The 26,723-nt window shown below is 67.5% G+C and carries 21 protein-coding genes and 1 pseudogene; 16 read left to right on the forward strand and 6 right to left on the reverse strand.

Annotated elements, in window-relative coordinates:
- Positions 1-7 precede the first annotated feature (7 nt).
- The 4 genes from G6N13_RS07590 (at position 8) to G6N13_RS07605 (ending at position 3,715) form a co-directional block, all read left to right on the forward strand.
- The gene (locus tag G6N13_RS07590) at positions 8-553 is read left to right on the forward strand and encodes a PadR family transcriptional regulator (protein ID WP_163695910.1); all 546 of its coding nucleotides are present in this window, start codon (positions 8-10) and stop codon (positions 551-553) included.
- Positions 554-613: 60 nt separating this feature from the next.
- Positions 614-1,717: an inositol-3-phosphate synthase gene (locus G6N13_RS07595; protein WP_163695912.1), complete on the forward strand. Its 1,104-nt coding sequence runs from the start codon at positions 614-616 to the stop codon at positions 1,715-1,717.
- 76 nt (positions 1,718-1,793) lie between these two features.
- A complete protein-coding gene (locus tag G6N13_RS07600) occupies positions 1,794-2,717 on the forward strand; it encodes an Rv0045c family esterase (protein WP_179965099.1) in 924 nt (307 codons plus the stop codon).
- Positions 2,718-2,926: 209 nt separating this feature from the next.
- A complete protein-coding gene (locus G6N13_RS07605; RefSeq protein WP_163695914.1) occupies positions 2,927-3,715 on the forward strand; it encodes an LLM class F420-dependent oxidoreductase in 789 nt (262 codons plus the stop codon).
- An 18-nt stretch (positions 3,716-3,733) separates the two neighbouring features.
- Here G6N13_RS07605 and G6N13_RS07610 read toward each other — a convergent pair whose 3' ends face one another.
- Positions 3,734-4,642, reverse strand: a complete 909-nt coding sequence (locus G6N13_RS07610; protein ID WP_235677962.1) for a DUF4344 domain-containing metallopeptidase — start codon at positions 4,640-4,642, stop codon at positions 3,734-3,736.
- Between the two features lie 432 nt (positions 4,643-5,074).
- On the opposite strand from G6N13_RS07610, the pseudogene G6N13_RS07615 reads away from it, so the two are divergent.
- The 4 genes and pseudogenes from G6N13_RS07615 to G6N13_RS07630 form a co-directional block, all read left to right on the forward strand.
- A pseudogene (locus G6N13_RS07615) lies at positions 5,075-5,173 on the forward strand (GntR family transcriptional regulator); the annotation flags it as partial.
- A gap of 113 nt (positions 5,174-5,286) precedes the next feature.
- Positions 5,287-7,059, forward strand: coding sequence for an ABC transporter substrate-binding protein/permease (locus G6N13_RS07620; protein ID WP_179965100.1), 1,773 nt, complete (start codon positions 5,287-5,289; stop codon positions 7,057-7,059).
- A complete protein-coding gene (locus G6N13_RS07625) occupies positions 7,059-7,799 on the forward strand; it encodes an amino acid ABC transporter ATP-binding protein (protein WP_163695915.1) in 741 nt (246 codons plus the stop codon). Before G6N13_RS07620 ends, G6N13_RS07625 begins: the two co-directional genes overlap by 1 nt.
- 63 nt (positions 7,800-7,862) lie before the next feature.
- On the forward strand, positions 7,863-8,321 hold the full coding sequence (locus G6N13_RS07630) for a MarR family winged helix-turn-helix transcriptional regulator (protein WP_163695917.1): 459 nt from the start codon (positions 7,863-7,865) through the stop codon (positions 8,319-8,321).
- Between the two features lie 32 nt (positions 8,322-8,353).
- Here G6N13_RS07630 and ggh read toward each other — a convergent pair whose 3' ends face one another.
- Entirely contained in the window at positions 8,354-9,694 is a 1,341-nt protein-coding gene (gene ggh, locus G6N13_RS07635; RefSeq protein WP_163695919.1) for a glucosylglycerate hydrolase, read from the reverse strand.
- A 53-nt stretch (positions 9,695-9,747) separates the two neighbouring features.
- On the opposite strand from ggh, the gene G6N13_RS07640 reads away from it, so the two are divergent.
- Positions 9,748-10,413, forward strand: a complete 666-nt coding sequence (locus tag G6N13_RS07640; RefSeq protein WP_163695921.1) for an SDR family oxidoreductase — start codon at positions 9,748-9,750, stop codon at positions 10,411-10,413.
- Positions 10,414-10,428: 15 nt separating this feature from the next.
- Here G6N13_RS07640 and leuS read toward each other — a convergent pair whose 3' ends face one another.
- Complete coding sequence (gene leuS / locus G6N13_RS07645; RefSeq protein WP_163695923.1) at positions 10,429-13,302, reverse strand: leucine--tRNA ligase; 2,874 nt, start codon at positions 13,300-13,302, stop codon at positions 10,429-10,431.
- A gap of 223 nt (positions 13,303-13,525) precedes the next feature.
- Here leuS and G6N13_RS07650 point away from each other — a divergent pair, with 223 nt between their 5' ends.
- Both G6N13_RS07650 and G6N13_RS07655 read left to right on the forward strand, forming a co-directional pair.
- On the forward strand, positions 13,526-14,428 hold the full coding sequence (locus G6N13_RS07650; protein WP_163695926.1) for an LpqN/LpqT family lipoprotein: 903 nt from the start codon (positions 13,526-13,528) through the stop codon (positions 14,426-14,428).
- Between the two features lie 23 nt (positions 14,429-14,451).
- Positions 14,452-14,790: a hypothetical protein gene (locus tag G6N13_RS07655; RefSeq protein WP_163695928.1), complete on the forward strand. Its 339-nt coding sequence runs from the start codon at positions 14,452-14,454 to the stop codon at positions 14,788-14,790.
- A 150-nt stretch (positions 14,791-14,940) separates the two neighbouring features.
- On the opposite strand, the gene G6N13_RS07660 is transcribed toward G6N13_RS07655, so the two are convergent.
- Positions 14,941-15,546 (reverse strand): YqgE/AlgH family protein, encoded by a 606-nt coding sequence (locus G6N13_RS07660; RefSeq protein WP_163695930.1) that lies wholly within the window; start codon positions 15,544-15,546, stop codon positions 14,941-14,943.
- Between the two features lie 71 nt (positions 15,547-15,617).
- Here G6N13_RS07660 and G6N13_RS07665 point away from each other — a divergent pair, with 71 nt between their 5' ends.
- Both G6N13_RS07665 and G6N13_RS07670 read left to right on the forward strand, forming a co-directional pair.
- On the forward strand, positions 15,618-16,907 hold the full coding sequence (locus tag G6N13_RS07665; protein ID WP_163695932.1) for an MFS transporter: 1,290 nt from the start codon (positions 15,618-15,620) through the stop codon (positions 16,905-16,907).
- A 9-nt stretch (positions 16,908-16,916) separates the two neighbouring features.
- Positions 16,917-17,690, forward strand: coding sequence for a TIGR03084 family metal-binding protein (locus G6N13_RS07670; protein WP_163695934.1), 774 nt, complete (start codon positions 16,917-16,919; stop codon positions 17,688-17,690).
- Between the two features lie 406 nt (positions 17,691-18,096).
- Here G6N13_RS07670 and G6N13_RS07675 read toward each other — a convergent pair whose 3' ends face one another.
- A complete protein-coding gene (locus G6N13_RS07675) occupies positions 18,097-18,615 on the reverse strand; it encodes a pullulanase (RefSeq protein WP_163701856.1) in 519 nt (172 codons plus the stop codon).
- Between the two features lie 7 nt (positions 18,616-18,622).
- The gene (locus tag G6N13_RS07680; protein WP_163695936.1) at positions 18,623-20,083 is read right to left on the reverse strand and encodes a CCA tRNA nucleotidyltransferase; all 1,461 of its coding nucleotides are present in this window, start codon (positions 20,081-20,083) and stop codon (positions 18,623-18,625) included.
- Between the two features lie 86 nt (positions 20,084-20,169).
- Between G6N13_RS07680 and G6N13_RS07685 the strand changes: the two genes are divergently transcribed.
- Genes G6N13_RS07685 through murJ form a run of 3 tightly spaced genes read left to right on the forward strand, consistent with a single transcriptional unit; the run spans position 20,170 to position 26,698 of the window.
- Positions 20,170-20,973 (forward strand): NUDIX hydrolase, encoded by an 804-nt coding sequence (locus G6N13_RS07685; RefSeq protein ID WP_179965101.1) that lies wholly within the window; start codon positions 20,170-20,172, stop codon positions 20,971-20,973.
- A 35-nt stretch (positions 20,974-21,008) separates the two neighbouring features.
- On the forward strand, positions 21,009-23,297 hold the full coding sequence (locus tag G6N13_RS07690) for a DUF6049 family protein (protein WP_235678048.1): 2,289 nt from the start codon (positions 21,009-21,011) through the stop codon (positions 23,295-23,297).
- Positions 23,294-26,698, forward strand: a complete 3,405-nt coding sequence (gene murJ, locus G6N13_RS07695; protein WP_163695942.1) for a murein biosynthesis integral membrane protein MurJ — start codon at positions 23,294-23,296, stop codon at positions 26,696-26,698. The genes G6N13_RS07690 and murJ overlap by 4 nt, the downstream gene beginning before the upstream one ends.
- The last annotated feature ends 25 nt before the right edge of the window (positions 26,699-26,723 follow it).

Raw genomic sequence — 26,723 nt, forward strand, 5'->3', positions numbered from 1 at the left:
TGACCCGGTGTTGGAGCTTGCCATCTTGGGTCTTCTCCTCGAATCCCCCATGCACGGCTACGAACTGCGCAAGCGGCTGACGGGCCTTCTGGGCGCTTTTCGGGCGTTTTCATATGGCTCGCTGTATCCGGCACTGCGCCGGATGCAGACCGACGGGTTGATCATCGAGGACACCGCACCCGCGGGAACTACGGTGTTGCGCCGTGCCCGCCGGGTGTATCAACTGACCGATGCCGGACGCCAGCGCTTCGCCGAGCTGGTGGCCGATACCGGTCCGCAGAACTACACCGACGACGGCTTCGGTGTGCACCTGGCGTTCTTCAACCGCACACCGGCCGAGGCACGGATGCGAATCCTTGAAGGCCGCCGCCGCCAGGTGGAAGAACGCCGCGAGGGTCTGCGGGAGGCCATCGCCCGGGCGAGCAATTCGCTCGACCGCTATACCCGACAACTGCATCAGCTGGGCCTGGAGTCCAGCGAGCGGGAAGTCAAGTGGCTCAACGAGCTGATTGCCGCTGAGCGGGTGGCCCAAAGCCACCCAGACCAGGCCTGACGCGGGCCACCGCAGTACCTGAACAGCAGCCAGTAGAAGTACGAGTAAGGAGAACGTCCCATGACGGAGCACAACGGAGCGTCAACAGATGTACGGGTCGCCATCGTCGGCGTCGGCAACTGCGCATCCTCACTGGTCCAGGGCGTGCAGTACTACAAGGACGCCGACGCGAACGCCACCGTTCCTGGCCTGATGCACGTGAAGCTCGGCCCCTATCACGTGCGCGACGTGAAGTTCGTCGCCGCGTTCGATGTGGACGCCAAGAAGGTCGGCTTCGACCTGTCGGAAGCGATCTTCGCCTCGGAGAACAACACCATCAAGATCGCTGACGTGCCGCCGACCGACGTCGTCGTGCAGCGCGGCCCGACCCTGGACGGCATCGGCAAGTACTACGCCGAGACCATCGAGATCTCCGACGAGCAGCCCGTCGACGTGGTCAAGATCCTCAAGGACGCTCAAGTCGACGTCCTGGTGTCCTACCTGCCGGTGGGCTCGGACGAGGCCGACAAGTTTTACGCGCAGTGCGCCATTGACGCCAAGGTCGCGTTCGTCAACGCGCTGCCGGTCTTCATTGCCTCGGACCCCGTCTGGGCCAAGAAGTTCACCGACGCCGGTGTGCCGATCGTCGGCGACGACATCAAGAGCCAGGTCGGCGCGACCATCACCCACCGCGTGATGGCCAAGCTCTTCGAAGACCGCGGCGTCACGCTGGATCGCACGTATCAGCTGAACGTCGGCGGCAACATGGACTTCAAGAACATGCTCGAGCGCGAGCGCCTCGAGTCCAAGAAGGTGTCCAAGACTCAAGCTGTCACGTCCAACCTGACCGGCTCGCTGGCCAACAAGATCGAGGACAAGAACGTCCACATCGGTCCGTCGGATCACGTCGCCTGGCTCGACGATCGCAAGTGGGCCTACGTCCGCCTCGAGGGCCGCGCCTTCGGCGATGTGCCCCTGAACCTGGAGTACAAGCTTGAGGTCTGGGATTCGCCGAACTCGGCCGGCATCATCATCGACGCGGTGCGCGCGGCCAAGATCGCCAAGGACCGCGGCATCGGCGGCCCGATCATCCCAGCATCGGCCTACCTGATGAAGAGCCCGCCCAAGCAGCTGCCCGACGATATCGCCCGGACTCAGCTCGAGGAGTTCATCGCCGGCGAGTAATCGCGCTGTGCACGCGAAAGTGCGGTCGGATCTAGATGGGACGCCCCATCGCGATCTGGCCGCACTTTCGCGTTAGATGGACGGTGTGATCGCCGACGATGAACTGATCGGACTCGACGAGTTCGCGCTGCTGCCCGAGAACGCGGAACAAGCCGGGGTGAGCGCTCCCCTGCCCGCGGTTGCCCGGATCGGGTTCGGCCCCATCAGCGCCGTGCGCTGGGGCACTGACCCGGTACGCGTGGTCTTCTTGCACGGCGGCGGCCAGAACGCCCACACCTGGGACACCGTCATCCTCGGGCTCGGCGCTTCTGCGCTGGCCGTCGACTTGCCCGGCCATGGCCGCTCGGCCTGGCGCGAGGACGGCGACTACGGCCCGAAGCTCAACGCCGAGGCGATCGAACCGGTGTTGCGTGAGCTGGCCGTCGATGCCGACCTGGTGGTCGGCATGTCGCTGGGCGGCCTGACGGCGTTGCGGCTGGCGACGATCGCACCCGACCTGGTCCGCACGTTGGTACTCGTGGACGTCACCCCGTCGGCGCCCGAACGGCACGAGCAGATGACCAAGGCGCAGCTGGGTGCCGTCGCCCTGGTGCAAGGTGAGCGCACGTTTCCCAGCTTCGCCGCGATGGTGGACGTCACCGTCGCCGCTTCTCCCAGTCGAAGCCGAGAGTCGCTGCGCCGCGGCGTTTTTCACAACTCCAAGCAGTTGGATGACGGCACCTGGACGTGGCGCTACGACTCGTTCCGCACAGGCGCGGGCGGCGGCGGACTGCCGGAGTCGTTCGCCGGCTTGTGGGATGACGTGCCCAGGCTGACCGTGCCGACCACGCTGGTACGCGGAGCCAACTCGTTCTTCGTCAACGACGACGATGCCGACGAATTCGCCCGCACCGCACCGGGTTTCCAGAAGGTGATCATGGTGCCCGACTCCGGTCACTCGGTTCAAGGCGACCAGCCCGGCGCGCTGATCGAGATCCTGCGCGGAGTGCTCAGCGACTGAGCCATCTCCCAGCTGTTCACTGGTTACCCCCCAGTCGATTCACAGCCGAGTCCCGGGTTGCCATGTTTTCGCGACATGGCTCTGGTGCCGCTGAATCGGCTTGATTGACCACAACGGGCGCTCGGCGTTGGAGGCGGCGGGCGTGGCGGTGCTGGCGGTATGGAAGAAAGACGGGAATATCGGCGTCTAGCCGAACGTACGGTTGAGACATGACCTTTCCGATTCGCATCGGCGTGCAACTGCAGCCGCAACATTCCACCGACTACAACGAGATCCGCGACGCCGTCCGGCGCTGTGAGGACATCGGCGTCGACGTCGTCTTCAACTGGGACCACTTCTTCCCGCTCTACGGTGACCCCGACGGCGCGCATTACGAGTGCTGGACGATGCTCGGCGCCTGGGCCGAGCAGACCTCCCGCGTCGAGATCGGCGCCCTGGTCTCCTGTAACTCCTACCGCAACCCGGAGCTGCTGGCCGATATGGCCCGCACCGTCGACCACATCTCCGGAGGCCGGCTGATCCTAGGCATCGGATCGGGTTGGAAGGAGAAGGACTACGACGAGTACGGCTACGACTTCGGCACCGCCGGAAGCCGCCTCGATGATCTCGCCGAAGCGCTGCCGCGCATCACATCCCGGCTGTCCAAACTGAATCCGGCCCCGACCCGTGAGATCCCGATCCTGATCGGGGGCCAGGGCGAGAAGAAGACCCTGCGCCTGGTCGCCGAGTACGGCGACATCTGGCACGGCTTCACCAATGCCGAGACCTACCCGGGCAAGGCCGAGGTGCTCGCCCGCCACAGCTCGGATGTGGGCCGCGATCCGGCCGTCATCGAGCGGTCCGCGGGCGTGGAGGGCGGCCAGGACGTTGATGCTCTGCTTGCCAGTGCCGACGCGCTCGCCGGGTTGGGCGTGACCCTGCTGACCGTCGGCGCCAACGGCCCCGACTACAACCTCGGTCCGGCCCAGGCGCTGATCCGCTGGCGGGACAACCGCTGACGCTGTTGGCGCCCTACTTCAGGACTTCAGGTAGGGCGTCAAGAGTGTGTTCCAGGCGTGGTCCAGCTTCTGGTATTCCTCGTCACAACTGCCCGCGCGAGATTCGGGCAGCAGCCCCGCGGCGACAACGTCACCCGTGAGTTGGGGCTGGCCACCATAGGCCCAGCAGACCATGTTGTACATCCGAGCCTTGTTCGGTGAATGGGGATCGGCGAAGTTGACTTCGCCACCGTCCAGCTCATTCATCGCGTTGAACCAGCGCGCCGAGTCGAGGATGGCGACCACGCTGTCGCGGTCGACCTTGCCGTCGTCCCCGGGGCGCAACAGCAGGTAGACCGACGCCTGGTCGGCCACATCCTCTTCGCGCCCGGTGGCCGGCAGATCGTAGAGGTCGATCACCATGTGCCCGGCCTCGTGGTAGAACGCGGCGAGTGCCTCATGGAAGGTGCCCTCAGCGGGTTTGGCGTCGCCCGCCTTCTGGTAGATGTCCAAGCTGTTGGCAATGTCCTCGTAGCACAACGTCATTGCCTTATCGGACGGGCTCCAGAAGTCGTTCGGCTCATCACACTGCGAGCCCCGCAGAGGTATGTCGTAGGGAAGCTTGAGGGTGGTGTTGATGTCGTCGGCCAACTGCGGCAGCAGGTTGGTGTCTTCCATGAACTTCCGTCCGCGGACGGCGTCCGGTGTCTTGGCCTCCTCATAGACCACGGTCATCTTGCCGGGCCACGCCTGGTCGGGGTCTTGCGCATCCGGCGTGCCGTTGCCGTTGACATCGGTCTGCGTGGGCGTGGGGAATGCGCCGTCGGTTGTCGCACCTGCGGCCGGCGATGTAGAACCCTTCGTGGAACTCGAGGTGTGTCCGCAACCGGTGAGGGCGCCGGCCACGATCACGCCGGCAAGCACCGCTGTCCGAATCTTCCGTGCCACGTATGACCCCTTGCTGTCGGTCGAGACGCCGCAGCAGAAAGAAAGCCCCTCCCCCGGCCGGGCTCCTTGATATTAGCCCGGCGGAGTTTGCCTGCCGGTAATCCGGGATCCGGGCGGGGAATTCCTCGATGGTCAGCCGTAGCTCCCGGCGCGCCAGATGCGAACCCAGACAGCGAGGGATACCGCCGCCGAATCCCGAGTGGGTGGGCTTGGCGGTCAGGTCCATCTGGTGCGCATGCGGGCCTTCGCGACTGGCGGTGAACAGCATCACCATCACCGTCGATGGCCGGGATAGTGCTGACCATGTCATCGCCGGGATGACTACGCAGTTGGGCCCTGAGGTCGACCTCATAACTGGTGATCATCCGCGTGCCGCCGACCCGGTACGCCGGCTGCGGCCTCTGCAGACACTCCACCGCCGCGGAGAGAACGATGCCCAAACGCTATGGGGTCAAAGAGCAGGACTTGGTCGTGGCGCATGTCCGCGACCTGCTTCTCACAGGCCGGCTCCGGTCCGGAGACCGAGTGGACCTGATGGCCGACGTGCTGACAGCGGAACTGCGCAGCCGCGATGTATTCGCCGACTTAGATTCCGTTTGACTGCAAGCCGTGTCCGGGCGACTGTCCGCAGTAACTTGCTAGTGATGACTATTCATTCGAGTCGGTTCGCGGCGGTATTGGCGGTCCTGCTGATGATCGTCGGCCTGGTTGGCGCCGCGCCCGCGAGCGCCGATCAGTGCGCCCCGCCGGGTGTGGAGTCGGCCAGCGCCTTGCCGACCAACCTGGCGGCCGCGGCCAAGGGGCCCAGCGAAGACAAATACACCACCGCCACGACAGAGCCGCTGAGCTCGGTCAACCGCGATACGCTGCGACTGATCACCCCGGGCACGCTGACCGTCGGGACGCTGTCCGACGCGCCACCGAGCATCTGCATCGACGCGGGAGGTCAGTTCACCGGGTTCGACAATGAACTTCTGCGCGCGATCGCCGACAAGCTCGGCCTGAAGATCACGTTCGTGGGCACCGAATTCTCTGGGTTGCTCGCGCAGGTGGCGGCCCGCCGCTTCGACGTCGGGTCGTCCTCGATCACCACCACCGATGCGCGCCGGCGCACCGTCGGCTTCACCAACGGCTATGACTTCGGCTACTTCTCTCTGGTCGTCCCGTCCGGCTCGCCGATCACCGGGTTCGACAAGCTGGGGTCCGGCCAGCGCATCGGGGTCGTGCAGGGCACCGTGCAAGAGGCCTACCTGGTCGACACGCTGCATCTGCAGCCGGTGAAGTTCCCGGATTACAACACCGTCTACGCCAGCCTCAAGACCCGCCAGATCGACGCGTGGGTGGCGCCGTCGCAACAGGCGGTCGGCACGGTCAAGCCCGGCGATCCCGCCCAGATCGTCGAAAACACCTTCAGTTTGGACAATTTCGTCGCCTACGCCGTCGCTAACGAGAACAAGCCGCTCATCGATGCGCTCAACGCCGGGCTGGACGCCGTCATCGTCGACGGCACCTGGTCCCGGCTGTACTCCGAGTGGGTGCCCCGAGCACTGCCGCCGGGCTGGAAACCGGGATCCAAGGCGGCACCGCTACCGCAACTGCCCGACTTCGCCGTGATCGCAGCCGACCACGAGAAACCCGCGGCAGCGGCGTCGGCGCCGAAATCGGTGCTGACGCAGCTGCGGGAATCGTTCCTGGATTGGGAGCTGTACAAGAAAGCCATCCCCGATCTATTGACCACCGGTCTGCCCAACACTCTGCTGCTGACGGTGTCCGCTGCCGTCATCGGGCTGGTGCTCGGCATGGGACTGGCGGTGGCGGGGATATCCCGCTCGCGGTGGCTGCGCTGGCCGGCCCGGATCTACACCGACATCTTCCGCGGCCTGCCCGAAGTCGTGATCATCCTGCTGATCGGATTGGGCGTCGGGCCGATGGTGGGGCAGCTGACCGGCAATGACCCCTATCCCCTCGGCATCGCCGCGCTCGGACTGATGGCCGCCGCCTACATCGGGGAGATCTTCCGTTCCGGGATCCAGAGCGTGGATCCCGGCCAGATGGAGGCCTCCCGTGCGCTCGGGTTCAGTCACACCTCCTCGATGCGACTGGTGGTTGTGCCACAAGGTGTGCGGCGGGTGTTGCCCGCGTTGGTGAACCAGTTCATCGCACTGCTGAAAGCCTCGTCACTGGTGTACTTCCTGGGCCTGGTCGCCAGCCAGCGCGAGCTCTTCCAGGTCGGCCGTGATCTCAACGCCCAGACCGGAAACCTGTCGCCATTGGTGGCGGCCGGGTTGTTCTACCTGCTGCTGACGATTCCGTTGACCCACTTGGTGAACTTCATCGACACCCGGCTGCGCCGCGGCCGGGCGACCACCACCGAGGACCCGCTGGAGCCGAGCACCACGAGCCAGGAGATGGTGTGATGGCGCCCCGCCCTGAACCGGTTTCGTTGGCGGCCAGCGATATCCACCTGACCTTGGGCACCAACGCGATACTGCGCGGGGTGGACCTCGAGGTCCCGGCCGGCACCACGTCAGCCGTCATCGGACCGTCCGGGTCGGGTAAGTCGACGCTGCTGCGCACCCTCAACCGCCTCTACGAACCCGATAAGGGCGACATCCTGCTCGCCGGAAAGTCGGTGCTGCACGACGATCCCGACAAGCTACGTCAGCGCATCGGCATGGTGTTCCAGCAGTTCAACCTTTTCCCGCACCGCAGCGTGGTGGACAACGTGGCCTTGGGCCCACGCAAACTCAAGCGGTTGCCGGCCCACGAATCGCGCGAGCTGGCGCTGGCTCAGCTCGAGCGGGTTGGGTTGCGGCACAAGGCGGACGTGCGTCCGACGACGCTGTCCGGCGGACAGCAGCAGCGGGTCGCCATCGCCCGGGCCTTGGCGATGGCACCGCAGGTGATGTTCTTCGATGAGGCCACCTCGGCACTGGATCCCGAGCTGGTCAAGGGAATTCTGGCGGTGATCGCCGAGCTCGGATCCGACGGGATGACGATGGTGGTGGTCACCCACGAGATGGGATTCGCCCGCTCCACCGCGGATTCGGTGGTGTTCATGGATCACGGCAGGGTGGTCGAATCCGGCCCACCTGACCAGATCTTCACCGCCGCCAAAACCGACCGGTTACAGCGGTTCCTGTCCCAAGTTCTGTAATTGCGTTCGCGAAAACGACGCATAGGCCGGTTGACAGGCACCCACAGGTTAGACTAGCGAACTATGATTGAAACCGAGCCGCAGGTCACTGATCTGTCAGGTGACCTGCAACGGGTTCTCTCGAAGCTGTTTTCGGTCTTGCGTCGCGCCGACACCAAGACGAGTACCGCAGGCGCGGACCTCACGCTTGCCCAGCTGTCGATCCTGCTGACCCTGCTCGATCAGGGCCCGATCCGGATGACGGAGCTGGCTGCGCGCGAGCGAGTGCGCACCCCGACGACCACGGTGGCGATCCGTCGTCTGGAAAAGCTTGGTCTCGTCAAGCGCTCGCGGGACCCCTCGGACCTGCGCGCCGTCTTGGTCGAGGTCACCCCGCAGGGGTTGGTGCAGCACCGCGAGGCGCTGGCAGTGCGGCGAGCGAGTCTGTCGACACTGCTGGCGAAGTTAACCGACGAAGAGCGGGAGACGTTGGCCAAGGCACTGAGGCCGTTGGAGCGGTTGGCTGACCAGGCGCAGAACTAGCGACGCGGGGGTCAGAACTAGCGACCCGGGGATCAACCCAGCCAGTCGAGGACCGCGGCAGCGGTCCAAGACTGTTGCATGCTGCCCAGCGGTTCACCGGTGAACGGTTCGTAGTACTCGGCGAACGTACCGTCGCTGGCCTGCCGAAGACCCTCCTGACGTAACAGCAGCGACCGTTCCGACCAGCCCCGGCGCGCGAACGCCCAGGAGAACAACCACGTCAGCACCGGCCACACCGGGCCACGCCAGTACTCGCGCGGCCGGAAGTCCTTGGAAACCGGGGACGTCGACGGGATCACCGAATACTTCAGATCCGGATGACCGCAGAACCGCGGCCCCTCCAGGATTCGCAACAGTGCACGTTCGCGATCATGCGGCAGCCCGCCGCATAGCAGCGGCGCGAACTGCGCGGCGGTCTCCGTCGCGATCCACTTGCCCGATTTGACATCGAAATCCCTTGCCGCTCCGGTCCTTCCGTCAGACGTCTCGACGACGCCGGTGCGGAACCGCTCAGCCCACGAATACAGGTCGCGAACATCGGCATGGGGCCGCTTGTAGTCCTCGCCGATATTGGCCAGCACATCGCAGGCCACCGCGAAGATCGCCGACACGAAGACGTCCTCGACGGCGAAGCTCATCACCTTGGGCAGCAGATCGTCTTCGTAGCGAACGGATTTCATCTCTTCGAGCAGCCACAGGTAGCGGTCGTACTCGGTATCGGAGGGACGCTGGCTGGCGTCGGTGACGATGTGATTGTCCTCGCGCTGATACTCCGGGATGACGCCGGGAATCACGTTGGCGTAGGCGGAATCCCACCGCGGCGAGTTGTCCATCCCGGATTCCCAGCCGTGGTACAGCGTGATCCGGCCATGCCCGTCCTGATCGCGAGCCTCGGCCAGCCAGCGATGCCAGCGCACCAGATCCGCCCACCGCCGGTCCAGGAATGCCTCGGCGACAGCCCTGGTCGATCGCCCTCGGGTGCGCGCCCGATCGAGGATGCGCTGCACCGCGATCGCGTGCACCGGCGGCTGGGTGATCCCCGAGGTGTGCCGGGTGCGCGGGGCGTTGGCCGCCAGCGCGGAGGTGGCCCACCGAGCCGGACCGGGGAAGTACCCGTCGACCCCGTTGGCGAACACGATGTGCGGGATCATCCCGTTGGCCCACTGCGCCGACAGCAGCGTGTCGAGTTCGACCACCGCACGTTCCACGCTCAGCGGAGCCAGACCGACCGCGACGAATGCCGCATCCCAACTCCACATGTGGGGGTAGAGCAGCGGGGCGGCGGAGGTCATCACACCCAGGTCGTTGCCGCGCAGGAGGTACGCCGCGCGGGCCGCCAGCTGCGTCGGGCCGAAACTCGGGTCGAATGCCACGCGTTCATTCTGCGTCTCGCAGGTGGGAATCGCAGGTCGGTAGAGTTGTGAACGTGCCGACAGCATTGATCACCGGGGCGGGTGGCGGAATCGGTTCGGCGATCGCCGAGGCGCTGGCTCCCACACACACGCTGCTGCTGGCGGGCCGGCCGTCTGCCCGGCTCGACGCCGTCGCCGCCCGCCTCGGCGCTCCTACCTGGCCCTTCGACCTCACTGACCACGATGCGATCGAGGCCGCCGCCGAGCCGCTGGCCGAGCTCGACGTGCTCGTCCACAACGCGGGTGTCTCGCATCCCGGGCGGTTCGACGAGTCGATACCCGAGCAGTGGCGGTCGTGTTTCGAAGTCAACGTCACCGGGCCCGTCGCCCTCACGCTGGCGCTACTACCGGCACTGCGGGCCGCCCGCGGGCACGTCGTCTTCATCAACTCCGGCGCCGGCCTCAACGCCTCGCCGGGGCTGGCGGCTTACTCGGCGAGCAAGTTCGCGCAGCGCGCGTTCGCCGACTCGCTGCGTGCCGATGAACCCAGCCTGCGGGTCACCAGCGTGCATCCCGGACGGGTCGCCACCGAGATGCAGGAGGATCTGGTCGCCTACGAAGGCGGCCAGTACGACCCGGCGAAATACCTCAAGGCCTCGACGGTCGCCCGGGTCGTCGCCGACGTGATCGCCGCTCCGCCCGACGCACACACCCATCAGGTGGTGGTCCGCCCGCGCTGACCCGCGCCGAGATCGCTAGACGACGAGGTTGACCAGGCGGCCGGGCACCACGATGACCTTCTTCGGGGTGGCACCGGCCAGGAACGCCTGCACCTTCTCATCCGCCAGCGCGCTGGCCTCCACGCTCGCCTTGTCGGCATCGGCGGCAACCGTGATGCGGCCGCGGACCTTGCCGTTGACCTGGACCGGGTACTCGACGGTGTCGGTCACCAGATACTGCGGGTCGGCCACCGGGAAGGGGCCGTGCGCCAACGACTTCGGATGACCTAGCCGCTTCCAGAGTTCCTCAGCCAGGTGCGGTGAGAGCGGGGCCACCATCAGCACCAGCGGCTCCAGCGCCGCGCGCGCGCCGATGCCCTCCTTGGTGAGGTGATTGGTGTACTCGATGAGCTTGGCCGCAGCGGTGTTGTTCCGCAGGCCCGCGTAATCCTCCGACACCCCCGCGATCGTGCGGTGCAGCAACCGCAGGGTGTCCTCGTCCAACGCTTCGTACTCGGAAACCCTTGCCTCGCCGGTGGATTCGTCGACCACCAGTCGCCACACCCGCTGCAGAAACCGGTGTGCGCCGACGACGTCCTTGGTCGCCCACGGCCGCGACGCCTCCAGCGGACCCATCGACATCTCGTAAACCCGAAGCGTGTCGGCACCGTAGCCGTCGCAGATCTCGTCCGGCGAGATCGAATTCTTCAGGCTCTTGCCGATCTTGCCGAACTCCTGAAAGACCTCGATCTCCCCGTCGGCACCGGGCAGGAGGAACGTGCCGTCACGCTCGACGACGTCGGCGGCCGGAACGTAGGAGCCACGAGAATCGGTATACGCGAACGCCTGGATATAACCCTGGTTCACCAAGCGCCGGTAAGGCTCCCGCGAACTGACGTGGCCGAGGTCGTAAAGAACCTTGTGCCAGAACCGCGAATACAGCAGGTGCAGCACGGCATGTTCGACGCCGCCCACGTACAGATCCACCCCGCCAGGGTCGGTCGCGCCGTGCTCCGCGGGTCGCGGCCCCATCCAGTAGGCCTCGTTCTCCTTGGCGCAGAACTCTTCTGAGTTGTGCGGATCGGCGTAGCGCAGCTCGTACCAGGAGCTTCCTGCCCACTGCGGCATCACGTTGGTATCGCGAGTGTAGGACCGCAGGCCATCGCCCAGGTCCAACTCGACGTGCACCCACTCGGTGGCTTTGTTCAGCGGCGGTGACGGCTCACTGTCGGCATCCTCGGGATCGACGTGCACCGGCGCGTAGTCGGTGATAGCGGGCAGCTCCACCGGCAGCGCCGCGTCGGGCAGCGGATGAGCTCGCCCGTCGGCGTCGTAGACAATCGGAAACGGCTCGCCCCAGTACCGCTGACGCGCGAAAAGCCAATCCCGAAGCTTGTATTCGACCCGGGCGTGGCCGCGGCCGTCGGCCTCCAGCCGCTCGGTGATCGCCTGCTTGGCGTCTGCGACACTCAGCCCGTCGAGGTAGCCCGAGTTCACCAGCGCGCCGTCGCCGGTATAGGCGCCCTCCGAAACATCGCCCCCGGCAATGACTTCCAAGATGGGCAGTGCGAATGCATTCGCGAACTCCCAGTCCCGCTGGTCATGACCGGGCACGGCCATGATCGCACCGGTGCCGTAGCCGGCCAGCACGTAGTCGGCAATGAAGATCGGCACCTGGTGACCGTTAGCCGGATTGGTCGCGTACGCGCCGAGGAACACCCCGGTCTTGGTCTTGTTCTCCTGACGTTCCAGGTCGGACTTTGCGGCGATCGAACGCCGGTAGGCGGCCACGGCCTCGACCGGGTTAGCCGCACCCGATGTCCACCGCGCGTCCACACCGTCGGGCCACTGGGCGGCGGCCAGGGTGTCGACCAGGTCGTGCTCGGGCGCCAGCACCAGGTAGGTGGCGCCGAACAGGGTGTCAGGCCGGGTGGTGAATACCTCGATATCGGTACCGTCGACCCCGAACAATGCTGACGCACCGGTGGAGCGGCCGATCCAGTTGCGCTGCATGGCCTTGACCTTGTCCGGCCACTCCAGCACCTCGAGATCGTCGAGCAGCCGGTCGGAGTAGGCGGTAATGCGCATCATCCACTGCCGCAACCGTTTCCGGAACACCGGGTAGTTGCCCCGCTCGCTGCGGCCCTCGGAGGTGACCTCCTCATTGGCCAGCACCGTACCCAGCCCGGGACACCAGTTCACCAGCGAATCGGACAGGTAGACCAGCCGGTGGCCGTCGATCACGTCGGCGCGCTCCCCGGCCGACAATGCCGACCACGCCCGGCCGTCATCGAGACTGCGTGCGCCGCTGGCGAATTCGGTCACCAGGTCCGCGATCGGACGGGCTTTGTTCTGGTCGGTGTCGAACCAGGCGTTGTAGATCTCTAGGAAGATCCACTGCGTCCACTTGTAGAAGTCGACATCGGTGGTCGAGAAGCTGCGCCGCCGGTCGTGCCCGAGGCCCAGGCGGCCCAGCTGCCGACGGAAGTTGACGATATTGGCCTCGGTGCGGATCCGCGGGTGGGTGCCGGTCTGGATCGCGTACTGCTCGGCGGGCAGCCCGAAAGCATCGAAGCCCAACGCGTGCAGCACATTGCGGCCGGTCATCCGGAAGTAGCGCGCGTAGACGTCGGTGGCGATGTAGCCCAGCGGGTGCCCGACGTGCAGGCCCTCACCCGAGGGGTAGGGGAACATGTCCTGGACGAACATCTTGTCGTCGGGCACGGCCGCGCCGTCGGCGGGGGCCAGCGAGCCGACCGGATTGGGCACGTTGAACGTGCCCCACGATTGCCAGTTCTCCTGCCAGTCCCGCTCGATCCGCCCGGCCAGCTCGGCGGTGTAGCGGTGCCGCGGCACATCGCTATCGGAGCCGTCAGGGTCCGCAGGTGCGGCGGTCGGCGATTCGGTCACGTCACACAGGGTATAAGGGCCGGTTTGGGAGCCACCCCGGCGATAGCGGTGTGTGACCCCGGTCGCACTGTCTGCAACGACGCGATATCGGTTGAATTGCAGTGCGGCCGACGGTTGGTTCCAGCTCGGTTCCAGCCCTATCCGCGCGCCTCGGCAGGTGGTTACAGTCGGCCCCTGGCAGAGGGTTTCACCTGGCCCGAACGTGTGGAAAAGGACAGCAGCGATGATGACGATTGCCCGTAATTGGCGGGTGGTAATTGGTGGTGTGGCTGCAGGGACAGCCGCCGTCCTCGGATTCACCGGCGCCAGCGCCTCCGCCGACCCGGCCCTTCCCCTGCCGCCGGCTCCCGTCACCGTCACCCAGACCGTCACCGTTGCCCCCGAGGTCGCGGGTGCCAACGCCGTCCCGGCCGCCGGCCAGGTCGTCGCGCCCCAGCCGGGCGTCGTCCAGCAGGCCGCAGCCCCCGCGATTCCCGCCGCCGCGCCGGAGACTCTGGTCCCCGCCACATCCGGCACGCTCGCTGACTTCTTCCAGGAGAAGGGCGTGAAGATGGAGCCGCAGAAGGCGGCCGGCTTCACCGGACTCAACTTGGTGCTGCCCATGCCGCGCGGCTGGAGCGTCGTCCCCGACCCCAACGTGCCCGACGCGTTCACCGTGTTGGCCGACCGCCTCGGCGGTGACGGGCTCTACACCTCCAACGCCCAGCTGACGGTCCACAAGCTGGTCGGCAACTTCGACCCGAAGGACGCCATCACCCACGGCTACGTCGACAGCCAGCAGCTCACGGCGTGGCAGGCTACCGACGCGTCGATGGCCGATTTCAACGGCTTCCCCTCGTCGATCATCGAAGGCACCTACCGCGAGAACGATATGACGCTGAACACCTCGCGCCGCCACGTGATCGTCGCGTCCGGACCCGACCGCTACCTGGTCTCGCTGTTCGTGACCACCGCGGCCAACCAGGTGGTCGCCACTGCCGACGCCACCGACGCGATCGTGAACGGCTTCAAGGTCACGTCCCCGGCGCCCCCGCCGCCGCCTGCCGCCCCGGCACCCGATCCGGCGTACCCGCTGGCAGCGCTCTTGCCGCCACCAGCTCCCGCGGATCCGCTCGCGCAGCACTGAGCCCGGGATCGTATTGTGGCCCCATGTTCGTCGTCGGCGTGGTGTGCCTTGGGATGGCCGTCCTGATCGGTGGTTCGGGTGTCTGGACGCTGACCCGGCCCGCTGCCGTGGACGTGACCGGCCAGGTATTGCGCTCGGTTGCCCCGACCCAGCTGGCCGCGGCCGTGATGCTGGCCGCTGGCGGATCGGCCGCCCTGGCGGCACCGGCGCATATTGCGCTGACCGTGGTGATCGTCTGCGTGCTCGGCGCGGTGGGAACCGTGGCTGCCGGCTCCTGGCAGGGCGCGCGCTACGCCGCGCGCCGGGAAGCCGAAGCCAGCTGCGCCGGTAGCTGCGCAAGCTGCACCCTGTCCTGCAAGTGAGCCCCGCGACGACCTGATGGGCGCACGGCTGTCCCGGCATCGGTGTCGACACATTCCTGCTGGTGCTGGCGACCACATTCGTCGTGTTCCCGCTGCTGGGCCTGGTGCTCATGCCGCTCGGCGGGGCACCCCGGGTCGACGCGCCGGCGGTCAGTTCCGGCTGACGTCGATCGGGTGGGTGGCCAGCATCGACAGCGGCAGCGGCTGGCGTCGCAACACCCGCGACCAGAGATCCACCCGCTGTTCGACCAGCACATCAGAAGGCAACGCGGACAATACGATCCAGTCGTCGCGCTGGATCTCACCTTCCAACTGGCCGATGGTCCAGCCGGAATAGCCGGCGAAAACCCGAACCCCCTCGACGGCCGGGGCGATCAGCTCGGGGTCGGCATCGAGGTCCACCATCACCATCCGGCCGGCGACGTGCCGCAGCCCGGGCATGCCCTGTGGATCGGTGCCGACCCGCAGGGTGCCCAGGCACAGCGCGGCGTCGCGCTTCACCGGCCCGCCGATGAACATCGTCTTGGGCTTGGCGGCCAACGTCGCCCACTGCGGCAACACGTTGTAAACGGCGGTCTCGCTCGGGCGGTTGAGCACCACACCCAGCGTGCCGCCGTCATTGTGCTCGACGACGTAGATCACGCTGCGACGAAACGTCGGCTCCAAGAGATCGGTGTTGGCCAACAGCAGGGTCCCGGGCCGCACCCTGTTCGACGCGGGCGCCACGAAATCTTCGGGGTCCTCGTGCTGTGACACCCCACCATCATGGCATCACGGAGGTGTTGCTGCGGTAACGGGCGCGTGTGGATATTTGTACTGTTGGTCCGATGGTCGACAGCCGCGCATCCGGTTCGCTTTGGCGGTCGGTGCGCAGCCTGCCCGAGTTCTGGCGGCTGCTGGAGCTTCGGACCGCAAGCCAGTTCGGTGACGGCCTCTTTCAGGCCGGTCTGGCCGGTGGGCTGTTGTTCAACCCGGAGCGGGCCGCCAGCCCGTGGGCGGTGGCAGGCGCGTTCGCAGTGCTGTTCCTGCCGTACTCGATCGTCGGGCCCTTCGCGGGCGCACTGCTGGACCGCTGGGACCGCCGCACGGTCCTCGTGGCGGCCAACCTCGCACGGCTGGTGTTGGTGATCAGCGTGGCGGGGCTGCTGGCGGTGGGCGCCGGCGATATGACCGTGCTCTGCGGGGCGCTGATCCTCAACGGGTTCAGCCGGTTCGTCACCTCCGGGCTGTCAGCGGCGCTGCCGCATGTCGTGCCGCCCGAGCAGGTCGTGACGATGAATTCCGTCGCCACCGCGACCGGAGCCACCGCCACCTTCCTCGGCGCGAACTTCATGCTGCTGCCCCGCTGGTTGTTCGGCTCTGGCGATACCGGCGCGGCCACGACCATGGCGCTGGTGGCCGTTCCCGTCGCGATCGCGTTCCTGCTGTCGCTGCGGTTCCCCCGCCACCAGTTGGGACCCGACGACACCGCACGCGCCGTGCACGGGTCGGTCCTCTATGCGGTGGCTACCGGCTGGCTGTACGGTGCCCGCGCGGTGGCGGCCACCCCCACCGTCGCGGCCACCCTGTCCGGTCTGGCCAGCCACCGCATGGTGTTCGGGATCAACACCCTGCTGGTGCTGGTCATCGTGCGGCACACCGATACTGCGAGGGTCGCCGTCGCAGGCCTGGGCACCGCTGTCGTGTTCGTCGCGGCCACGGGTGGCGGCGCGTTCCTGGCCAACATCTGCACCCCGATGGCGATCAAGCGCTGGGGCCGGTATGCGACCGCCAACGGTGCGCTGGCGTGTGCGGCGCTCATCCAACTGGCCGGTGCCACACTGCAGTTGGCGGTGATGCTCGGATGCGGTTTCCTGCTGGGACTGGCCGGCCAGATGGTCAAACTGTGCGCCGACGTCGCCATGCAGATCGACGTCGACGACGCGCTTCGCGGCCACGTTTTCGCGGTACAGGACTCGGTGTTCTGGGTGTCATTCATCCTGGCGACGACGCTGGCGGCTGGGGTGATCCCGGCCGACGGCCATTCCCCAGCGCTGGCGCTTTCCGGCTCGGCGATCTATCTGGTCGGCTTGGCGGCGCACGCGATTGTGGGCCGGCGCAGGCAACGCGGGATCTAGGTTGGGCTCATGGTTCCCGCAGACCCGATCGTCGACGACCTGCGCGACGAGAGCGACGCCCTCGACGCCCTCGTCGCACCGCTGGACCCGACCGGCTGGGCCCAGCCGACCCCCGCGCCCGGCTGGACAATCGCCCACCAGATCGGCCATCTGCTGTGGACCGATCGCACATCGCTCACCTCGATTACCGACGAAACCGCATTCCGCGACGTACTGGCGGCGTCCTGGGCCGACCCCCTGGGCTTCGTCGACAAGGCCGCCGAAGAGGTGGCCCTGAGCGCGCCCGATGAGCTGTTGGCGCAGTGGCGGCAGACCCGCACCGCACTGCACACCGCGCTGCGCGGGGTGACCGAAGGACGCAAGCTGCTGTGGTTCGGGCCGCCGATGAGAGCGGCGTCGATGGCCACCGCGCGATTGATGGAAACCTGGGCGCATGGTCTCGACGTCGCCGACGCCCTCGGCACCGTCCCGCAGCCCACAAGCCGGCTGAAGTCGATCGCCCATCTCGGTGTGCGGACCCGTGATTTCGCGTTCTCGGTGCACCAGCTGACCCCACCCACCGAACCGTTCCACGTCGACCTGACCGCACCCGACGGAACCCATTGGACATGGGGTCCCGAGGACGCCACTCAGCGCGTCACCGGCTCCGCGATGGACTTCTGTTGTCTGGTCACACAGCGACGCAACCGGGCCCAGATCGACGTTGTCGCACACGGCGCCGACGCCGCGCGGTGGCTAGAAATCGCCCAAGCTTTCGCCGGTCCTCCCGGCATGGGCAGATAGCGCACCACGTGCTCACGTCCAGTTTTAATTCCTTTTGGCCGACTGTTCGCCGGTAGCGGCCGCCTGCTCGGGGGTCCCCGCGCCCACCTATTCCAGCCAAACCCCACCGCCAGCCACGACAGCCCCGCTCACCACCAACCCGTACGGCACCCGCCCTACGACCAGGGCGGGCCCGGTTCGTGATCAGCGACCAGTGGCTCAACCCGCCCGACCCGCGGCTGCACAACGGACCCATCCGAACCACAGCACCCCTAGCGAAGCGGTCGTTGTTCACCGTGCGCGATTCGCTCACCTACGTCGGCCAAGCCCAGCAGTACCTGCTCGGCGTCGTGCCCCGCCGGGACGTTGAGATCGCCCGCCCGCTACTCGAATCGGGCGGGGTCTGCGTGGTGTCGGCGGCCAGCAATTACACCGGGCTGGCGTCATCGGCACCGCCGTCACCGTCGGCGTCGACCAATGTGAGATCCCACCGGCCGTCGCCGTCGGTGTCGACGTAGCCCTTATCGAAACCGCCGGCCGCCCCGGCCCGCAACACCCGGTCGGCCAGCCCGTCACGGTCCACATCCAGTAACCGATCCGGCCGGCCGTCTCCATCGAAATCGACTGCGCCACTTGAGGTGTGTTCGACACCGTCCAGGCCGAACCACCGCAGCGGCCCGCCACCGGAGCCCGCCGGCGTGAGCGCCCAGGCGCCAGATCCGTCGTCGGTGTACAGACGCGCTGGAACGCCTGCGATGCCGACATCGAGCGCGGCGTGATCGGCCAGGCCGTCGTCATCGAAGTCGGCCAATGCGTCATCGAACACGCCGTCACCGTCGATATCCAGACGCACCCCGTCGAGATCACCGTCGCCGTCGACATCCACCGCGGCCTGGCCGCTGAACATCGTCGCCGTCCCGTCGCCAGATCCCAGGCAGTAGTCCATACCCGTGTCAGACGCCGGGATCGCCCTTCGGGTTCCGCTCATTCCACCACGCCAGCAATTCGGCGACGGCATCATCGTGCTCGAGCGGCCCGCGATCCAGGCGCAGCTCCTTGAGGAAGTTCCACGCCTGGCCCACCTGGGGCCCGGCGGGGATGCCGAGCAGTCGCATTATCTCGTTGCCATCCAGATCCGGGCGCACCCGCGCCAGATCCTCCTTGGCGCTCAGCTCGGCGATCCGGGTCTCAAGTTGGTCGTAGTTGCCCTGCAGCCGGGCCGCCCGCCGCTTGTTGCGGGTCGTGCAGTCGGCGCGAACCAGCTTGTGCAGCCTGGGCAGGAGCGGTCCGGCGTCGGCCACGTAGCGGCGCACCGCCGAGTCGGTCCACTTGCCGTCGCCGTATCCGTGGAACCGCAGGTGCAGATACACCAGCTGCGACACGTCGTCGACCATCTGCTTGGAGTACTTGAGCGCCCGCATCCGCTTGCGGACCATCTTGGCGCCGACCACCTCATGGTGATGGAAGCTCACCCCGCCGTCGGGCTCGTGGCGGCGGGTGGCCGGCTTACCGATGTCGTGCAGCAGCGCAGCCCAGCGAAGGACCAGATCCGGCAGTCCCTCTTCTTCCAGCTCCATCGCCTGCCGCAGCACCGTCAACGAATGCTGGTACACGTCCTTGTGCTGATGGTGTTCGTCGATGGCCATCTGCATACCGCCGATCTCAGGCAGCACCACATCACCGAGCCCGGTCTGCACCATCAGATCCAGGCCGGCGACGGGGTCTACGCCCAGGAGCAGCTTGTCCAGCTCGACGGCCGCCCGTTCGACGGTGATCCGCCCCAGCTGCGGCGCCATCTCCACGATCGCGCGCCTAACCCGGTCGGACACATCGAACCGCAGCTGCGAGACGAACCGCGCCGCGCGCAGCATCCGCAGCGGGTCGTCACCGAATGACACCTCCGGTGCCGCCGGAGTGTCCAGAATCCGACCACGCACTGCCGTCAGACCGCCGAGTGGATCGATGAACTCGCCGGGCCCGTCGGCGGTGATACGCACCGCCATCGCGTTGACGGTGAAATCTCGGCGCACCAGATCGTCCTCGAGCCGGTCGCCGTAGTTGACCTGTGGGTTGCGCGACACCTGGTCATAGCTGTCAGCGCGGAACGTGGTGATCTCCAGCCGATCCTCGCCCTTGCCCACGCCGATCGTGCCGAAATCGATACCGGTATCCCACAACGCATCGGCCCAGGGCCGCACAATCTTCTGAACAACTTCCGGCCGGGCATCGGTGGTGAAATCGAGGTCCGTGGTCAGCCGGCCCAGCACGGCGTCGCGCACACTGCCGCCGACGAGGTAGAGCTCATGGCCCGCCGTAGCGAACCGGCCACCGATATCGCGCAGCACCCCACCGTGTCGGTTGAGGGCGACGAGGGCCTGCGCGAGCAGCTCGACATCGTGGGTGGCTTCGGACACGTGGCGTGAGCCTAGTCGGCAGACGAGCGACTCACTACCGGCGAGTGTGGTCGGGAGGCCATGCCGTGCCAGCTACTATCGCTTGGGTGTCGGACGGCGAACGGGCCAAACCACGACGGCGCCGGGGTCGGCGCCGCGGCCGTCGCGCGGCAGGTCCGGCAAATCCCACCGCAGCAGACGCCGCCAACACCGAAACCTCCGACACCTCCGTTCCGTCCCCGGCCCCCAGCAGCGGAAACGGCCAACCCCGCCCCGGCAAACCCGGCCGGCCCCGATCGTCGCGGCGCGCCCCGACACGGCTGCGCACCGTTCACGAGACGTCCGCGGGTGGGCTGGTTATCGACGGTATCGACGGTCCGCCCGAGGACCAGGTGGCCGCGTTGATCGGCCGGGTCGACCGGCGCGGCCGGATGCTGTGGTCACTACCCAAGGGCCACATCGAACAGGGCGAGACGGCCGAGGAGACCGCCGTCCGCGAGGTCGCCGAGGAGACCGGTATCCGCGGTCAGGTTCTGGCCGCGCTCGGCAGCATCGACTACTGGTTCGTCACCGAAGGCCGCCGGGTGCACAAGACCGTGCATCACTACCTCCTGCAGTTCTCCGGTGGGGAGCTGAGCGACGAAGACGTCGAAGTCACCGAAGTCGCGTGGGTGCCGATCCGTGAACTGCCGAAGCGGCTGGCCTACGCCGATGAACGCCGGCTCGCCGAAGTCGCCGGGGAACTCATCCAACTGCTGCAGTCCGACGGTGTCTCCGCGTTGCCACCACTGCCGCGCACCACTCCCCGCCGGCGGCCCCAAACGCATTCGCACACCCGCAACCGTCGCTCCGACGACGCCGGGCCGCGTCAATCCGGCCCGCGGACGAACGGTTGCGGACCGGGAACGTGACCACGCCGAGGCGGGTCGGCATTCTGCCCCGGATCATGGCGATCCTCGGCGTGCTTGCCTTGCTCGCGATGCCAACGATCGCGCCGGCCGCCGCTGGCGAACCCGGGTCTGCCCCGTTCCTCCAGGTGCGGGTGGACAGCGTGACACCGGATCTGATCACCACGACCAGTGAGCCGACCGTGACCGTCACCGGGACCGTCACCAATATCGGTGACCGACCCGTGCACGACGTCGTCGCTCGCCTCGAGCAGGCCGGCGCGGTCACCTCGTCGGCCGGGCTGCGGACCAACCTCGACGGTGCCAACGACCAATTCCAGCCGGTCGGTGAATTCACCACGGTCGCAACCGAAATGCAGCGCGGGCAGGCTGTCGGCTTCACCTTCAGCTATCCGATCCGCTCGGGCACCGGGCCGTCGTTGGGCATCGACCGACCCGGGGTGTACCCACTGCTGGTGAACATCAACGGCACACCCGACTACGGCGCGGCCGCCCGGCTCGACGACGCCCGGTTCCTGTTGCCGGTGCTGGGCGTGCCGCCGGAAGCGTCCGATCCGGCATCCGACACCGTGGCCGGTGTCGTGCCCCCCGACACTGGCAGGCCCGTCGCGGTGACCATGCTGTGGCCGCTGGCCGACAAACCGCGCCTCGCCCCCGGGGTGCCGGGTGGCACCACCCCGGTCCGGCTGATGAACGACGATCTGGCGGTGTCACTGGCGGCCGGCGGCCGGTTGGACACCCTGCTGTCTGCGGTCGAATTCGCGACCAGCCCGGCGGTCGATCCCGGCGGGGGGACCGGCCGCGCACTGTGCCTGGCTATTGACCCCGACCTTCTGGTGACCGTCAACGCGATGACAGCGGGCTACGTCGTCGCCGACGCACCCGACGGCCTGGGCCCCGCCGCCCACCCAGGCGCCGGGCAGGCGGCGGCGACGGCCTGGCTCACCAAGCTGCGCGAGCTGGCCAAACGGATGTGCGTGGTCTCCACTCCATACGCGCAGGCCGATCTCGGGGCGCTGCAGCGGATCAGTGACGCCGGGCTCAGCACCGCGGCAACCAGTGCTACCGGTGACATCATCGATCAGATCCTCGGCGTCACCTCGGTGCGCGGCGCCACGATCCTCGGTGATGGCCCGCTCACCCCGCCCGCGGTAGAGCTGCTGAGCGGCCAGGGTTCGACGGTGGCGATCGCCGCAGCGGACTGCACCGCCCAGGACTCGGCGACCGGCGAGCCGATGATCGCCGACGTCGCCCCGCGCCGGTTGTCGCCGCAGGTAGTGATGGTGCCGTTCGATCCGGCCGTCGGCGCCGCGCTGGCGGCCGTCGGCACCGACCCCGACCTGCCGACCTACCTCGACCCGTCGCTGAACGTCCCGCTCAACCACGACTCGACCGTCGCCCGCCGTCAAGACGCGGTCGCCTCGATGCTGTGGCGGGCACTGCAGCCGGGTGCCGAACCGCGCGACCAAATCCTGCTGCCGCCGTTGAAGTGGAGCCCGCAACCCACCGATGCGCAGTCGATGCTGAGCGCTCTGGCCACCACCATCCATTCGGGGCTGGCGGTCCCCCGCCCACTGGATGCGGTCATCGGCCAGGCCACCGCGGCCACGAACCCCGGCGGCCGGCTTGCCGGTGACGCGCGCGGCCAGTTCGACGATGACGTCATCTCGACGATCACCGTTCAGATCGGTCGGCTGTGGGGGTTGACCGCGGCGCTGACCACCGACCCGCGCACCGGCCTGACCGGGCCCCAGTACACCGCGCCGCTGCGCGAGGACATGCTGCGCGCGCTGAGCCAGACCGAGCCGGCCGACGAGCGCAACGACCTGGCCCGCCGCCGGCTGGGCGCCGTGGGCACCACGATCACCGACCTGTTCGGGGCGGTGACGATCGTGAATCCGGGGGGTTCCTACACGCTGGCCACCGAGCACAGCCCGCTGCCACTGGCCGTGCGTAACGACCTGGCCGTGCCGATCCGGGTGCGAATTCAGGTCGACGCACCGCCCGGGATGACCGTCACCGATCTCGGCGAGCAGGAAGTACCCCCGGGCTATCTGCCGCTGCGGATTCCGATCGAGGTCCACTTCACGCAACGGGTCGCCGTCGACGTCACGCTGCGCACCCCCGACGGGCTGCAGCTGGGTGAGCCGGTTCGCCTGTCGGTGCATTCCAATGCCTACGGCAAGGTGCTGTTCGCGATCACGCTGATCGGTGGCACGGTGCTGGCGCTGCTCGTCGGGCGCCGGCTCTATCACCGCTTCCGTGGCGAGCCCGACCCCGCCGACCTCGACCGTCCGCGACGGGCCAGCGCCGAGGACCGTCGATGAAACCTCCGCCCGGACGGGCACCCGCCGGCGTGCGGGCAGATCCCCGCGGTCGCCCGGTACGCGCCGAACTGTCCGACGCCGCGGTGGTATCGCGCTCCTGGGGTATGGCGCTGGCCACCCTGATCAGCCGCATCACCGGGTTCATCCGGATCGTGCTGCTGGCCGCGATCCTCGGCGCGGCGCTGTCCAGTGCGTTCACCGTGGCCAACCAGCTGCCGAATCTTATTGCGGCACTGGTGTTGGAGGCCACCTTCACCGCGATCTTCGTCCCGGTGCTGGCGCGCGCGGAACGCGACGACGCCGACGGCGGCGCGGCCTTCGTGCGCCGGCTGGTCACACTCGCCACCACGTTGTTGCTGGTGGCCACCATCGTGTCGGTGGCAGCGGCCCCGCTACTGGTCCGGCTGATGCTGGGCGACGACCCGCAAGTCAACCAGCCGCTGACCACAGCATTCGCGTATCTGCTTCTCCCCCAAGTGATCTTCTACGGGTTGTCCTCGGTGTTCATGGCAATCCTGAACAACCGCAACGTCTTCGGGCCGCCGGCCTGGGCCCCCGTGGTCAACAACATCGTCGCGATCGCCACGATGGGTCTGTATCTCGCTGTGCCGGGCTCCCTCTCGCTCGACCCAGTCCAGATGGGCAACGCCAAACTGTTGGTGCTCGGGATCGGCACGACGCTGGGAGTGGTGGCCCAGACCGTCGTGCTGCTGCTCGCGATCCGCGCCGAGCGGATCAACCTGCGCCCACTGTGGGGTATCGACGACCGGCTCAAGCGGTTCGGCGCGATGGCCGGCGCCATGGTGCTCTACGTGCTGATCAGTCAGGTCGGCCTGGTGATCGGCAATCAGATCGCCAGCACCGCGGCGGCGTCTGGCCCGGCGATCTACGCCTACACCTGGTTGGTGCTGCAGCTCCCGTTCGGCATCATCGGCGTCACCGTCCTGACAGTGGTGATGCCGCGGCTGAGCCGTAACGCCGCCGCGAACAACACCCGCGCGATGCTCGCCGATCTGTCACTGGCCACCCGGCTGACGATGGTGACCCTGATCCCGGTCGTGGCGCTGATGACCGTCGGCGGGCCGGCGATGGGTAGCGCACTGTTCGCCTACGGCAAGTTCGGCGAGGTCGACGCGAGTTACCTCGGCATGGCGATCAGCCTGTCGGCGTTCACCCTGATCCCCTATGCGCTGGTGCTGCTGCAGCTGCGGGTCTTCTACGCCCGCGAACAGCCCTGGACGCCGATCCTGATCATCATCGTGATCACCGTCGTCAAGATCGCGGGTTCACTGCTGGCGCCGCACCTGACCAGCGACAAGGAACTGGTCGCCGGCTACCTGGGCCTGGCCAACGGCATCGGGTTCCTGGCCGGCGCCGTCCTGGGCTACGTCCTGCTGCATCGGGCGCTGAAACCGCGCCGGGGCAAGCTGCTGGAACTCGACGTGATCCGAACCATCCTGGTCACCACGGCCGCGTCACTGCTGGCCGGGCTGATCGCCTACGTGGCAGACCGAGTGCTGGGCCTGCAGGCGCTGACCGAGCACAGCGGTGGCGTCGGCTCGCTGCTCAGGCTGCTGATCCTCGGTGTGATCATGCTGCCGATCCTGGCCGCCGTGATGCTGGCGGCGCGCGTGCCCGACGCCGTCGCCGCCTGGGGCGCGATCCGGTGCCGCATCACCAGGACCCCACCGGTGATCGCCACTGGCAGCACTGCACTCGACCGGCCGCAGGTCCGCACCCCGGTCACGTACCCTGAGCACAGCAATTCGTCCGGAACCGGGCACCGGCCACTCCGGTACGAGACAACGGCGGACGCGACGGGGAAAGGACCGGAGGTGAACGACCAACCCTCGGGCAGGCTTCCCGCCGACTCCACCGGTGATCCAAGCCGCGAGCCGTTGGCGTTCGAACCGCCGCGCGAACCGGCGGCCGAGCCGGCTGCCGGCGATGACGAGGCCCACCTCATCCCCGGTGCCAGCATCGCCGGCGGGCGCTACCGGCTGCTGGTATCCCACGGTGGCCCGCCGGGGTTGCAGTTCTGGCAGGCGCTGGACACCGCGCTCGACCGGCAGGTGGCACTGACGTTCGTCGACCCCGACCGAACCATGAGCGACGCTCAGGTCGACGAAATCCTCTCCCGCACACTAAAACTCAGCCGTCTTGAGCGGCCGGGTATCGCCCGGGTGCTCGACGTCGCCAATACCGGCGCTGGCGGTCTAGTGGTCTCGGAGTGGATCAGGGGCGGGTCGCTGAAAGAAGTGGCCGACACCTCGCCCTCCCCCATCGGCGGCGCGCGGGCGGTCCAGTCGCTGGCCGCAGCGGCCGATACCGCGCACAGCTCGGGCGTCGCGCTGTCCATCGATCACCCCAGCCGGGTTCGAGTCAGCATCGAAGGTGATGTCGCGCTGGCATTTCCGGCGACCATGCCCGCCGCCACTCCCGAGGACGATATCCGCGGGATCGGCGCCGCGCTCTACGCCTTGCTCGTCGATCGTTGGCCGTTGCCGGAGAAGGGTGTGCCCAGCGGGCTGCAACCCGCTGAAACCGGCCCGACCGGTGAACCACTCGAACCCCGTGCGGTCGATGGCGCCATCCCGTTCCAGATCTCGGCAGCAGCGGCTCGCTCAGTCCAGGTTGGCGGTGGAATCTCTTCAGCTCCAACACTTTTGAATCTGCTTCAGCAGGCGACCGCAGTGGCCGACCGCACCGACCTGATCGAGCCGGTCGGGCCGGCGCCCGCGCGGCCCGATGCCGGACCCGACGCCGAAGCGCAGGCCCGGCGTCGGCGCAATCTGCTGATCGGCGTCGGCGTCGGCGCTGCGATCCTGGTGATCGCCCTGATCGTGCTGGGGTCGGTACTGTCCAGCATCTTCGGCGATGTCGGCAGCGGCCTGAAGGGCGATCAGCTCGGGTTGAACCCGTCGACATCGCAGAGCGCGAGCAACGCACCCAGCGGCAGCACCGTCAAACCCGTCAAGGTGAGCGTCTTTTCACCGGGTGGTGGTGCCGACAACCCGGACAAGGCTGAGTTGGCTCTCTCGAGCGGCCCCGGCTGGCCGACCGACACCTATACCGATCCGAATCCGTTCCCCAACTTCAAGAACGGCGTCGGTCTATTGTTGCAGCTGCCTCAGCCGACCACCGTCGGCAGTGTGTCGCTGACCGTGCCCAGCACCGGCACTCAGGTTCAGATCCGGTCAGCTTCGACAGCCAACCCGACCACCCTCGACGACACCACCGTGCTGACCCAGCCCACCGCATTGCAGCCGGGCACCAACACGATTCAGGTCAACGCAAAGGCGCCGACGACATACCTGGTGGTGTGGATCTCGACGATGGGCACCACCGACGGCAAGAACAAGACCGAGATCTCCGGGCTCACCGTCAAGGCTGCGTCCTAACAACTTGCTCACAGGGCCGGGCTCG

The sequence above is a fragment of the Mycolicibacterium sarraceniae genome (genome assembly GCF_010731875.1).
GTDB classification, from domain to species: Bacteria; Actinomycetota; Actinomycetes; order Mycobacteriales; family Mycobacteriaceae; genus Mycobacterium; species Mycobacterium sarraceniae.